Below are 12,330 nucleotides of genomic sequence, written 5' to 3'. Positions count from 1 at the left end.
AATCCGGGATGCCGGCCTTACGTCTGCTGGAGCGCCGATTTCGAATTTTTCAGGGACGACTATCTAGCTTTTGATTTGCCTTAAAGTAATCTCTGATCTATTGATAATTTTGTCGACAATTTGCTTGTATATGACATTGTCACCGTATTTTTTAATCATATTTTTTGCAACATTTTGTGCCGTTTCTGGAATGTTGCCGGCCATCTTTTCAAGAGCTTTTATCACCGGCTTTGAAGAGCCTTCGCCAATATCCTCAGCAAACCTTTCCCAGCTTTCAAGGGTGAGATCTTTGGGGTCGAAAACCCCACCAATACTCATGGCCAAGCGGCTCTCAAGATTGTAGACCCCAACACATACAAGATCGTAACAAGGCGCCAGTGATGGAGCCGCACCATGTTCATAAATAAGTGAAATGTTTTTTGCGTGACAGTCATAGTTGCTTATCAACAGATTGAATATCGTCAGATCTATCAACCTGATCCTGTCTTTAAGCGGGTTCTTGAATTCCCTCACCAGCCTGAAGCATTCTTTGTGACCGGGGCCACCGTTTTCTTCATATTTTTTCCTATATGAAAATCCAAGGGCCTGGCAAAAATCTTCCTGGTGAATTCTTCTGACAATTCCGTTGCTGTCAACTGCCCTGTCGTACCTTTCTATAATGTAGGCAATGTCGTCCCCTTTAAAGATGAAGGATTCAGGGACATCGAGACCCATTTCCCTGGCAAGAGACATGCAGAAAGCTTCATTCTCTACCAGCGATTTCCATTTGAAATGCTGTGGTTTCAAGATGTGTGTGCTTGGCGCGCCATCCATCGGCAGGTAGATGTCTCCATCCTTGACCATGACCGGCAACTTGTCCTGCATTCCCGCGAGAGAGAGCCGGGGGTTTTCTTCAGGACCTAAAAAGGACAGGTCCATAATGAACGCTTCTTCGAAGAGTTTCTTTTCGTCTTCCTTGCTGAGGGGGCGGTATTGGTGTTGATTTTCCGGGGAGGGAGGGGGAGCGTCTTCCGGGTAAAGCGCAATGGCACCGGCACAATCGCCTGCCAGCGCGGCGAGCAGCGCGAAATCATCTTCCGGTGAGATTCTGTGCTTGTTTGCGATATGGTCCCTGAATTGGCCTTCCGGCAACAGGTTTGAAAAAAACGGTCTGGTTTGCTCTGTTGTGAACGGTTTGTCCTGTAATGGAAGCGAGATCGAGAGAGGGGTCGGCGCCGCCTGCTCAAGCCATTCGGAGTCGTAGCAAAAAGAATAGGAATCTCCATCCCTGGAGAGGGTTCCTGTTCTCTGGTTGTCTTTGTAGGCGATGAGCTTGTCAACCATCTGGTGAGCCTTCAGTCCCTGGTGCTGACATACAGATCCACACCAACGGCGTTGAGCAGGAAAAGGACTTTTCCGAATTCCGCCGTAGGCTTGCCCCGCTCGACTTCCGAGATAAACCTGATACTCAGCCCGCAATGCTGTGCGACCTGTTCCAGAGTCAGCCCCTGTGACTTTCTCTTTTTCCTGAGAATGCTTCCGATCTCAAAGGTGTCCCTTACGGGTGTGACATTTAGTTTTGCGGCAAGCATAATTCACCTCTTTAGAAATTCTGCTCTTTGCGAGGCTTTTTACCGATCGGGAAAATTTACCTGTTTTATAGACTTTCAGCAAGAAAACTTTCCCGCACCCGAACGGGATAATGTTGTTCACTTCTTGTTTTTGGGGCTATTTTTACCGATCGGGAAAATTCTATCTGGTTTACGGGCTTTTAGCAAGGAAATTTTCCCGAACGGGATAACGGTATATGATAAAAGCCCGGCCACTTGCGTGACCGGGCTTTGACTTTTTCTGGTGCCGAAGGGGAGACTCGAACTCCCACGTCCCTACGGACACTAGACCCTGAACCTAGCGTGTCTACCAATTCCACCACTTCGGCGTGAAGCGAGGCAATTTATAACAAACGCGCCGGGGCAATGCAACAAATTTTTTCCGCGCAATCTGAATTTTTCATTCCGGGTCCAGCCGCAAAGGCTGCACCGTCAGAGTTTCAAACCGGCGCAGGCGGACCTGCCCCGGGTGGGCTCCCTTGACCTTGCAGACATCCGCCGCCAGGCAGCAGATCACCTCCACCTTCCCTTCCCCCTTTGCGCGGGAATAACCGGCAGCGATACGGGCGGCATGCCGCAGGTCGTCGTCGGCCACCTCAACCTGCGGGCTGTCGCGCTTCAGCAACAGGTGGCAACCGGGAACGCCCAGGGCATGAAACCAGTAATCGTGAGCCGCGGCAACGCGGGTGGTGAGATAGTCGTTGGCGCGGTTGTTCCGGCCCCAGAGAATCGGATACCCGCCCGGACTGACCACCCGCCGCAGGGTGGGTACGCCGCTCAGGCGACGACGGGTCGCCGGTTCATGCCGGGCCGGGCGGTAGAGGCCGGCCTGCCGCAATTCTTCGGCGATCTCCCGCAGGTCATCGGGCACGACGGCTTCATCAAGAGCCAGCTGGACCTGTTCGAGCCAGGCCCGCTGCTGTTCGGTCTCTTCCCGGCGACGCCGGACATGATCAATGCCACGCTTCTCTTTCTTGTAACGCCTGAACAACGCCTGGGCGTTCTCCTGGGGACTCAGACGCGGGTCGAGGTCAATCTCCACCTCAACCGGGGGATCGTCACTGTAGTCAATCACCCGCACCGAATCCATCCCCTTGCGAACCCGGTGCAGGTTGGCGAGCAGCAGTTCCCCGAGCCGGCGGCGCTCGGCAAAGGAGTTCTTGTCAGCCTCTTCCCGGGCGATATTGGCGAGGCGTTTAGTGAGCCGCTTCCGCTCACGGGCAACGGCCCGCTGCAATTCACCACGATCGCCGAGTTGGCCGGCCTGAAACTGCAAGGGATAAAAATATTCATCGAGTCGCAGCCAGAGAGCCCGACCGGAAACAGATTCCAGCGACCCGAGTGCCTCGGGAAGAGACCGGGCCGGTACACGATCAGGAGGTTCCGGCAAACGGTAACGTTCCCCCGGCTGCAGACAGCGCCCGTTCCGATCGCTCTTTTTGCGCACCAGGGCGTCGATAATGATTCCGTCGCCATCGACCAGCAACAGATTGCCGGGAGAGCCGAAGAGTTCAATATAAAGACGCAGCGACCCGTCCGGACCGGTGACATCCAGAAAGGCAATCCGGTCCCCGCCGACCCGGGAGAGCGCATCGATCCTTCTCAGACGGGCCCGCAGCAACTGGCAGAAACGAGGCGGAGTGTAGGGATTGGGATAGGTCTTTTCAGTCAGGTGAATGCGGGCCAGGGACCCGACACTGATCAACAGGCGCAGGTTCTCCTCGCCGGTCCACAGCCGCAGCACCAGGGTATCGGCGATCGGCTGATGGATCTTGGCAACCCGGGCCCCGACAAGCAGAGGCTTGAGTTCAGCGATCGTTTTTTCAAACAGCAGGATATTCACAAATAACAACCTTCCCGGAAGCAATGAATCCATGACCGGCAAACGGCACAAACCGAAGCCGGCGGGTTACCTGGAGACCGTGGCCGATCCTTTCACTGTTGGCATCGGCTCCGATGGTGCTATGCTGTCAACTCATGGGCTGAACGCCGCAGAATTCTACAACTGTTCCATGTGTTTTAGCTTTCAACCTTCTTGACTTTTTTACTTTATTTTGTTTTTCTTCCCATAATCGATTTCATATTCAGGATATTTCCAAGGGAGCAGAGACCATGTCAGAAGAAACCAGCTACCGACTCGGCACCAAGGCCCTGCACGCGGGGCAAGTCACGGACCCGACCACCAATGCCCGGGCGGTCCCGATCTACCAGACCTCGTCCTACACCTTCAATTCCTCGGAGCACGCCGCCAACCTGTTCGGCCTCAAGGAGATGGGAAATATCTACACCCGCCTGATGAACCCGACCAGCGACGTGCTGGAAAAACGCCTGGCGGAGATGGACGGCGGGGTCGGCGCCCTGGCCCTGGCCTCCGGCTCGGCCGCCGTCACCCTGGCGATTCTCAACCTCGCCAAAGCCGGTGACAACATCGTCGCCAGCAGCTACCTCTACGGCGGCACCTACAATCTCTTTCACCATACCTTCGCCCGCATGGGAATCAAGGTTAAATTCGTCGACACCTCGGATCCGCAGGCAGTCGCCGCGGCCATCGACGACAACACCAGGGCGATCTATACCGAGACCATCGGCAACCCGAAAAACAATGTCGATGACTTCGAAACCCTGGCCGCAATCGCCCACGACAACGGCCTGCCGTTCATCGTCGACAATACCGTCGCCACCCCGATCCTGTTCCGTCCCATCGAACACGGTGCCGACATCGTCTGCTATTCGCTGACCAAGTTCATCGGCGGACACGGCACCAGCATCGGCGGCGCGGTGGTCGACAGCGGAAAATTCGACTGGTCGAGCGGCCGGTTCCCCGAATACACCACTCCGGACCCCAGCTATCATGGTCTGGTCTACCACGAGGCGCTCGGGGAACTCGCCTACATCCTCAAGATGCGCCTCACCCTGCTGCGCGACATGGGGCCCTGCCTGTCGCCGTTCAACGCTTTCCAATTCCTTCAGGGGCTGGAAACCCTGCATGTACGGATGCCGCGCCATTGCGAAAACGCCCTGGCAGTGGCGAAATTCCTCGATGGCCATCCCTGTGTTTCCTGGGTCAACTACCCGGGGCTGGAAAGCCATCCTGATTATGACCGCGCCCGCAAGTACCTGCCGAAAGGACAGGGAGCGATCCTCGGGTTCGGGATCAGGGGAGGCGCCGAAGCCGGAGCGAAATTCATCGACAATGTCAAGCTCGCCAGCCACCTGGCCAACATCGGAGACGCCAAGACCCTGGTTATTCACCCGGCGACCACCACCCACCAGCAGCTTTCAGCCGAGGAGCAGGAAGCGGCCGGCGTGACTGCGGATTTCGTCCGCGTTTCGGTCGGCATCGAGGATATCGACGACATCCTGTCAGATCTCGACCAGGCGCTCAAGGCCAGCCAGTCCTGACATTCGCGGGGGTGGTTCCGCCAGGCGCCACCCCCGATTTCTTTCCTTCTTCTTCCAGGCGACAGACAACCGTCATTCCGCCGACACACTCATCGCCAAAAAACGTTATTATTTGAAGACTTTCCTCGTTCACCTGTTCACCCGGCCGCTGTTCATCAAACCTTCCTGTTCACCCGTCTGCTGCTCCTGACTGCCACCTTTTCCGCCTTGTCCCGCCAACACCCTGAAATTCATAACAGATCCGGTCATGGATCAAAACCATAAAACCTTCCTCTGCGCGAACCGCGACAATTTGCCTGTCAATGCGCACAGTCAGCCAAAGTTGATCTGAAAGCAATCGTCTGCGTTTGCCCGCACGAAACACGATAATGCTCATTTTCGGGCCGGATCCTTGCTCTAACAGGCTGATGAAAAACGCCCATCTGCTGCGTTGTCCTTCCCCCGCGTCAACGACGTACCTTCCGGTACGCCTTATGCCGCAGGAGTGCGGACGCCTTACATCTGGACATTTTTGCTCAGCCTGGGGAGCCTGACTTTTTCATCACCCTGGTAAAGACAAAGGATTTTCAATGCACCATTGTCATTGTGCCTGAACTTCATCCGGACAGACTTTGATCTGTCCGCCAGCAAGTATCCTGAAAGGAGCTTTTTGATCATGTCAAGACGATTGGCAACTCTCATTCTGGCAGCATTGGCCGCCCTCATCCTCGCCGCCTGCGGCAGTGATGGCGGATCATCTGCCACCAGCAGCACGCCGGTTACCAGCGGCGTCACCAGCGGTATCGCCGTCGATCCCTATATCGTCGGCGCCGTCTTCGAAGAAATTTCGGCTGACGGCAGGATTCTCCAACCGGCATCCACGCCCTCCGACGACCAGGGACAATTCAATTTTCCCAAAGCGCTGACCCCGGGTTCAACGGTGCGGCTGAAAATCAGCCAGCGCGGCACCCACGGCAGTGCCCCCTTCGAGGGGATGCTGAAACGCAAGGTTCTGCCTGAAGATGTCGGACAGATTGTTGTCAGCCCGATGACCACCCTGGTCGCCAACGGCATGAATGAAACCGAGGTCGCCAAACTGCTGACCGATGCCGGCTTCCAGGTTGATAAAAACCAGATCTACAGCAACCCGATGCTGGGTCTGGACAACGTCAAAGGCCAGGTTCCCGACAGCAGGCTGGAAAAGCTGCGCGCCAACATGGCCCTCAACGCCTTCATGGTCGCGACCGGAAACTTTGACATGGGTCCGGCTGAAGCCAATTCGGCCGCCAATTTTGAAGTCCTCCAGGACATGGGTCAGGCGGTAAAAGGGATGCTGAACAGTGGTGAGTTCACCAGTCTCGCCGCTCAACTGGCGACGGACCCGACCCTCACCGAACCCCTCCATTTGAACGACCTGATCCATTCCACTGTTGACCAGGTCCAGAACCTGGTGCAGAAAACCCGCTCCCACATGCAGGGCAACGGCGGACATTTCGACCGCGCTCAGTTCACCTCCGACCTGAACCTGATGAAGGATCAACTGCAGCAGGTCGTTCGCAATTACGTGCAGAAACGGCAGAATGCCAACAGCAATATGCCGCCCGTTGACGGCCGGACCGTGTTCACCGACAACTGTTCCATGTGTCATAACATCGGCAACGGCGGCACCATGGATTTGACCGGCAAGGGAACCAAAGCCCAGGCCAAGATCAGCGGTGGACACAACAACCGCCATCTGACCGCCGACGAACTGACCGCACTGACCGGTTATCTCGACAACCCCGGCGGCGCCATGCCCCCGGGTAACGGCAGCGGCAATAATGGCGGAAACATGCCTGCCGACGGATCAACTCTCTATGCGAACAATTGCGCCGGATGTCACGGCGGCCTCAGCACCAGCAGCAAAGCCGGCCGCGGCGCGGCGGCCATCCAGGCGGCCATCGATAACAACACCGGTGGCATGAATTTTCTCAGCAGCCTCACCGCGAACGAGGTGCAGTCCATCGCCGACGCGCTGACCGGCAACAGCAGCGGCGGCGATGGCGGCGGCAATAATGGTGGATCCATGCCTGCTGACGGCACGGCTCTCTATGGTGCCAATTGCGCCGGATGTCACGGCGACCTTGCCAACACCGTCAAACCGGGCCGTACCTCGACCCAGATCCAGGCCGCCATCGACAGCAATACCGGCGGCATGGGCTATCTCAGCAACCTGACGATGCAGGAAGTGCAGGCGATTGCCGATGCTCTGCCGGCTGCGCCCCCGCTTGACCCGACCCTGCCGCCCGACGGCATCGCCCTTTACAACAACGAATGCGCCGGCTGCCACGGCAATCTGGCCAATACCAGCAAACCGGGCCGCACCGCGGCTGACATCCAGGGAGCCATCGACGCTAATCGCGGTGGCATGGGCTATCTCAGCAATCTGACCGCCGCGGAGATCCAGGCGATCGCCGACGCCCTGCCCGCTCCCCCGGCACCGACCCCGGGACCGGTTGACGGCGCCGCCCTTTACGGCAGCAACTGCGCCGGGTGTCACGGCAGCCTGGCCGGCACCAGCAAACCGGGCCGCACCGCCACCGACATTCAGAATGCCATCGACGGCAACACCGGCGGCATGGGCTTCCTCGCCACCCTCACCGCCACTGAGGTCCAGGCGATCGCCGACGCCCTGCCCGCTCCTCCGGCACCGGCCCCGGGGCCGGTTGACGGCGCCGCCCTTTACGGCAGCAACTGCGCCGGGTGTCACGGCAGCCTGGCCAGCACCAGCAAACCGGGCCGCACCGCCACCGACATTCAGAATGCCATCGACGGCAACACCGGCGGCATGGGCTTCCTCGCCACCCTCACCGCCACCGAGGTCCAGGCGATCGCCGACGCCCTGCCGGCCGGCAATGCCGGTGGCGGCGGCCCCGACTACAGTGACTGCACGGCCTGCCACGGCCAGCCGCCAAACGGTACCGTGGCACCCAACACCGCCGGTGCCCATGCCGCTCACAAGACCCTGCCGGGCGTCGGCACCGATTGCTCGGTCTGCCACACCGGTCACGACCATAACGGCCAGGTGGACCTCGGCTTCCCGGCCGCTTACGATTCGAAAAACGCCACGGCGACCGACAACCAGAACGGTCAGTGCAGCAACATCAGCTGTCACGGCGGCAAGACCACGCCCGACTGGTGGAGCGGCTCGATCGCCGTCAACAGCCAGTGCACCAGCTGCCATGCCTCCGGCACCGGCGAGTACAACAGCTACAATTCCGGAAAACATTCCAAGCACATCCGGGAAGGCTTTGCCTGTACCGTCTGCCACAACACCGCCAAGATGGACAACCACTTCGGCGACCTGACCACTCCGGCCTTTGAAACCAGTCCGGCCGGCACCATCGGCGGGGGATCAACCCGGGTCGGCAGCTACGCGAACGGCAAATGTTCGAGCATCCAATGTCATGGTTCCGAGAGCTGGAACGGCGGGAACGATTAACTCCCGCGACACTGCAATCCAAGGGGGCCCGAACGGGCCCCCTTTTTCTTCACCCCGAATCAGTGAGTTCCTTGTCGACGGATAGCACAAGTCATTGATTCAGGTTCACCTCCCGGCCTGTTCGACTTTGTGCTATAGTCCCGCACCATGAAACAGCCGCCTCTCCACATCGTCCTGATCGAGCCGGAGATTCCGCCGAACACCGGCAACATCGCCCGCCTCTGTGCCGCTACCGGCATCCACCTGCACCTGGTCGGCAGACTCGGTTTTTCCCTCGACGACCGCCACCTGAAACGGGCCGGGCTCGATTACTGGCCGGCGGTACAACTGCGACGCTGGGAGAATTTCCCGTCGCTGCGTGCCGCCTATCCACAAGCCCGCTTCTGGTATGCCTCGAAGAAGGCCAGAAAAAGCTACACGCGTGTCGACTATCAAAAAGGGGATTTTCTGGTTTTCGGCAAGGAGACCAAAGGACTTCCGGAGACCATACTGGCTGAAGCCGGAGGGCAGGCGATCCGCATCCCGATCTTCACCGAAAGCGTCCGCAGCCTGAATCTTTCAACGGCAGCCGGAATCGTCGCCTACGAGGCGTTACGGCAGTTGGGGATGACCGCTGGTTAAATCCGAGCAGGAAGCGTTTTCCGAGGAGCCCGACCGCCGCTGCAGCCTCCCGGCTTTCAACCTGCGGCGACATCCCGGCAACAGGGCGGGCTTCACCCCTTCCCCCTGAACAACTTCCTCCGGATGATCTCCCCGACCCGGTCGGCCCCCTCCACTTTAAACAGCAGACAACCACCGCCATAGAGAAACAGACCGACCGTCACTGCCAGCGTGAGGACCCCCCCCCTGGGAACCAGGTTGCCCGGCTGCAGCCAGTTAATACTGCCGAGAATGCTCCAGACGGCCAGCCCCATCACCAGGACCGGGACAATCAGTTTCATCAGTGCCGGCAACATCGGTCGGAGGTTCAGTTCAGGCAGCCGCCGCAACAACACGACCCCCAGCAGCAGGGCATTGAACAGCGAGGCGACGGACAGGGCCAACGCCAGCCCGACATGGCGCATGGGCCCCATCAGCAGCAATCCGAGTCCGACGTTGACCAGCAAGGTCCAGAAGGAAATCAGTACCGGGGTCCGGGTGTCCTTGAGCGCGTAAAAGGTCGGAGCCAGCACCCGGCTGAAACCGACGCAGAGCAGCCCCGGCGCGTAGGCCGCCAGGGCCAGGGCCGATTGATGGACGGCGTTGCTGCCGAACTGACCACGCATGAAAAAAAGACTGTAGACCGGTTCGGCGCAGAGAATCAGACCGACGGTTGCCGGCAGGATACCAATCAGCATCAACATCAGGGCAAAACGGACCGACTCGGCCAGAGCCGGTCGATCATTTTCCGCCGCCTGGCGGCTCAATGTCGGCAGTACCGCCTGGGCCAGTGAAACAATAAAAATTCCTTGCGGAAACTCGAACAACCGCTGTCCGTAATAAAGATAACTAACGCTCCCCTCGGGGAGAAACGAGGCCAGAAGACGGGTGACAATGACGTTGACCTGGTAGATTGCGACACCGAACAGGCCTGGAATCATCAACCGGGTGATTTTCCTGACCGCCGGATCGAAAAAATGGAAATTGGGTTTCGGCAGCTGGCGATGATGGCGCAGAACGGGAATCTGCATCAACAACTGCAGCAGCCCACCGAGAATAACCCCAAATGCCAGTGACAGAATCGGCGGATCACACCAGCCGGAAAAAAGCAGCCCGCTGGTAATCATCGAAAGGTTAAGCACCAGCGGCGAAACCGCCGGCAGGAAAAAGTGACCGCGGACGTTGAGAATGCCGGTTGCCAGCGCCAACAGGCTGACAAAAAAAATGTAGGGAAACATCAAGCGATTGAGCATATCGGTCAGGGCCAGCTTACCCGGTGTGGCGGCAAACCCGTGACCGATGGCACCGACCAGCCAGGGAGAGGCGAAAATCCCCGCCGCGACAACCACCGCCATGACCAGGGTCAGCAGGGTCCAGCAGATATTGGCCACCCTGCGGGCCTCGTCTTCCCCCTGCAGGTGATAGACCTCGCTGTAAGTGGGGACGAAGGCAGCGGTCAGAGACCCTTCGGCAAAGAACCGGCGCAGCAGGTTGGGGATGGTGAAAGCCATGAAAAAGGCGTCGGTGGCGAAACCGGCTCCGAAGAGACCGGCGACAACCACATCACGGACCAGTCCGCCGATACGGCTGAGTCCGGTGGCCGCGCCGAGGATACCGGTGGAGCGGGCGATTTGTTGGCGATCGGTCATGGCGCAAGGATTAACACAGGGATTTTGCGCTGGCAACGACTTCCTCCGGCGTGATATTGCCAGACAGGACAAGAGGACCATCAGATAAAGGGATTATTTTTTATTAATCCTCGGCATTCGCAATGCAACCAGCTGTTTTTGTGGCATTTTCTATTTAACATTTGACGGTTTTTATCTTGACGAAGGGGGGTGCCGGTGATATAAAACGGCCACTGAAGAAAACAATGCTTGTCATAGGAGGCCCAATTGGCTAATCACAAGTCCGCGCTGAAGCGCAACCGCCAGAATCAGATCCGCAATGCCCGCAACACCCATATCCGTTCCACCATGCGCACCCTTGTCAAGCAGGTCCGTACCGCCGTCGCGGCGGCCGACCCGGAGGCGGCGCAGGTCAGCCTGGCCAAAGCCGTTCCCTATATTGACAAGGCGGCCACCAAGGGCGTCATCCATAAGGCGACCGCCAGCCGCAAGATCTCCCGCCTGACCCGGCTGGTCAACGCCCTGTCGGCGTCCTGAGGCGCAAACAGTTGACCAGAATTGAAAAGGCCCCGTCTCCGGGGCCTTTTTTCGTCCTTCTGAATCGGCTTGTTCCTACCGGGCTCAGGTGGCCAGGTCCATCACCAGCGCTTCCAGAATCGCCCGAGGATTGCCGCCGCTCGATTTGAGCTTCAGATCAGCCTCGAGAAAAAGCTCAAACCAGGCTGCGAACTGAGTACTCTGAAATTGCCGCGACTGGCTGATCAGCCCGTCAACAAAATAGGGATTCACTCCAACCCCGCGGGCAATGTCCTTGCGCCCTCCCCCCTGCGCCAGCAATTCACTGGTCTTCCACAACTGGCGGAAGTGGCGCACCATCATGCTGAGTACCAGCACCGGAGCCATACCATCCGCCAGCAACCTGCCGAGCAGACGCAGAGCTTCACTGGTCTGTTTTTTGCCCAGGGCATTGGTCAGGTCGAAGACACTGTCGGCCCGGATATCGGAAACCACCGCGCGGACATCATTGACATCGATCAGGTTGCGGTCTCCGAGATAACTGCAGAGTTTTTCCAACTCACCGTGAATTTCCTGCAGGTTGGTTCCGACCCGGCGGCAGAAAAAAGCCATCGCGTCTTCGGTCATGCGTTTACCGGCAGACCGGACCTGCTGCTCAACAAAGGCGGGAATCTGGTTCGGGTAGAGGGGTTTGAACTCGATCAGGGCGCCCTTCTTGCCGAAAACCTGAAAGAACTTGCGGCGACGGTCAATCTTGTCCGCTACCAGCACCAGAATTGTTTCTGAGAGTGGCGCGGCGAGATAATCAAGGAGTTTTTCACTTTCGGCGGCCGGCACCGCTGAAAAATCCTTGACCAGTACCAGGCGGCGGGGGGAAAAAACCGGCAGAGTCTGCAACTGCTCAAGCATGGCCTGTCCAGAGGCTTCCTTCCCCTGGAAAACCGCCAGGTTGAAATCCCTCGCGTCTTCGGGAACAACCCGGTCGATGATCATCTGCAGCATCTGGTCACGGTGAAAGGTTTCCTCACCGAACAGGCAGATCAACGGCGGGCAGGCCCCCTTTTCCAGTGCCTGGCGCAATTCAGCGGTTTTCATC

At 58.2% G+C, this 12,330-nt stretch carries 9 protein-coding genes and 1 tRNA gene; 4 read left to right on the top strand and 6 right to left on the bottom strand.

Going from position 1 to position 12,330, the window contains the following annotated elements:
- Nucleotides 1-63 precede the first annotated feature (63 nt).
- The 4 genes from C2E25_RS09660 to C2E25_RS09645 form a co-directional block, all read right to left on the bottom strand.
- Nucleotides 64-1,323, bottom strand: a complete 1,260-nt coding sequence (locus C2E25_RS09660; RefSeq protein ID WP_103115541.1) for a type II toxin-antitoxin system HipA family toxin — start codon at nucleotides 1,321-1,323, stop codon at nucleotides 64-66.
- A gap of 11 nt (nucleotides 1,324-1,334) precedes the next feature.
- Nucleotides 1,335-1,571: a helix-turn-helix domain-containing protein gene (locus C2E25_RS09655; RefSeq protein WP_103115540.1), complete on the bottom strand. Its 237-nt coding sequence runs from the start codon at nucleotides 1,569-1,571 to the stop codon at nucleotides 1,335-1,337.
- A gap of 260 nt (nucleotides 1,572-1,831) precedes the next feature.
- Nucleotides 1,832-1,918 (bottom strand) — tRNA-Leu (locus C2E25_RS09650).
- Nucleotides 1,919-1,989: 71 nt separating this feature from the next.
- Nucleotides 1,990-3,432 (bottom strand): Rqc2 family fibronectin-binding protein, encoded by a 1,443-nt coding sequence (locus C2E25_RS09645; RefSeq protein ID WP_158247206.1) that lies wholly within the window; start codon nucleotides 3,430-3,432, stop codon nucleotides 1,990-1,992.
- 269 nt (nucleotides 3,433-3,701) lie between these two features.
- Between C2E25_RS09645 and C2E25_RS09640 the strand changes: the two genes are divergently transcribed.
- The 3 genes from C2E25_RS09640 to C2E25_RS09630 all read left to right on the top strand — a co-directional run bounded on the left by C2E25_RS09640 (nucleotide 3,702) and on the right by C2E25_RS09630 (nucleotide 9,072).
- Entirely contained in the window at nucleotides 3,702-4,991 is a 1,290-nt protein-coding gene (locus tag C2E25_RS09640; protein ID WP_103115538.1) for a homocysteine synthase, read from the top strand.
- A gap of 655 nt (nucleotides 4,992-5,646) precedes the next feature.
- Nucleotides 5,647-8,451, top strand: a complete 2,805-nt coding sequence (locus C2E25_RS09635; RefSeq protein WP_103115537.1) for a c-type cytochrome — start codon at nucleotides 5,647-5,649, stop codon at nucleotides 8,449-8,451.
- 147 nt (nucleotides 8,452-8,598) lie between these two features.
- On the top strand, nucleotides 8,599-9,072 hold the full coding sequence (locus tag C2E25_RS09630) for a tRNA (cytidine(34)-2'-O)-methyltransferase (protein ID WP_103115536.1): 474 nt from the start codon (nucleotides 8,599-8,601) through the stop codon (nucleotides 9,070-9,072).
- A 92-nt stretch (nucleotides 9,073-9,164) separates the two neighbouring features.
- On the opposite strand, the gene murJ is transcribed toward C2E25_RS09630, so the two are convergent.
- Complete coding sequence (gene murJ / locus C2E25_RS09625; protein ID WP_103115535.1) at nucleotides 9,165-10,739, bottom strand: murein biosynthesis integral membrane protein MurJ; 1,575 nt, start codon at nucleotides 10,737-10,739, stop codon at nucleotides 9,165-9,167.
- Nucleotides 10,740-10,985: 246 nt separating this feature from the next.
- Here murJ and rpsT point away from each other — a divergent pair, with 246 nt between their 5' ends.
- Nucleotides 10,986-11,255: a 30S ribosomal protein S20 gene (gene rpsT, locus C2E25_RS09620; RefSeq protein ID WP_103115534.1), complete on the top strand. Its 270-nt coding sequence runs from the start codon at nucleotides 10,986-10,988 to the stop codon at nucleotides 11,253-11,255.
- A gap of 84 nt (nucleotides 11,256-11,339) precedes the next feature.
- Here rpsT and holA read toward each other — a convergent pair whose 3' ends face one another.
- On the bottom strand, nucleotides 11,340-12,329 hold the full coding sequence (gene holA, locus C2E25_RS09615) for a DNA polymerase III subunit delta (RefSeq protein WP_103115533.1): 990 nt from the start codon (nucleotides 12,327-12,329) through the stop codon (nucleotides 11,340-11,342).
- Between the last annotated feature and the right edge of the window lies 1 nt (nucleotide 12,330).

This window comes from Geothermobacter hydrogeniphilus, assembly GCF_002898515.1.
In the GTDB taxonomy this organism is placed as follows: Bacteria; Desulfobacterota; Desulfuromonadia; order Desulfuromonadales; family Geothermobacteraceae; genus Geothermobacter_A.
Note: the sequence above shows the minus strand (reverse complement) of the source record. Positions and strands in the feature narration are given on the sequence as shown.

Bases quoted from the DNA above. Each gene is read 5' to 3' on its own strand.
- C2E25_RS09630 (WP_103115536.1), top strand. From the start codon at position 8,599: ATGAAACAGCCGCCTCTCCACATCGTCCTGATCGAGCCGGAGATTCCG.
- holA (WP_103115533.1), bottom strand. From the start codon at position 12,329: ATGAAAACCGCTGAATTGCGCCAGGCACTGGAAAAGGGGGCCTGCCCG.
- C2E25_RS09660 (WP_103115541.1), bottom strand. From the start codon at position 1,323: ATGGTTGACAAGCTCATCGCCTACAAAGACAACCAGAGAACAGGAACC.
- murJ (WP_103115535.1), bottom strand. From the start codon at position 10,739: ATGACCGATCGCCAACAAATCGCCCGCTCCACCGGTATCCTCGGCGCG.
- C2E25_RS09640 (WP_103115538.1), top strand. From the start codon at position 3,702: ATGTCAGAAGAAACCAGCTACCGACTCGGCACCAAGGCCCTGCACGCG.
- C2E25_RS09655 (WP_103115540.1), bottom strand. From the start codon at position 1,571: ATGCTTGCCGCAAAACTAAATGTCACACCCGTAAGGGACACCTTTGAG.
- C2E25_RS09635 (WP_103115537.1), top strand. From the start codon at position 5,647: ATGTCAAGACGATTGGCAACTCTCATTCTGGCAGCATTGGCCGCCCTC.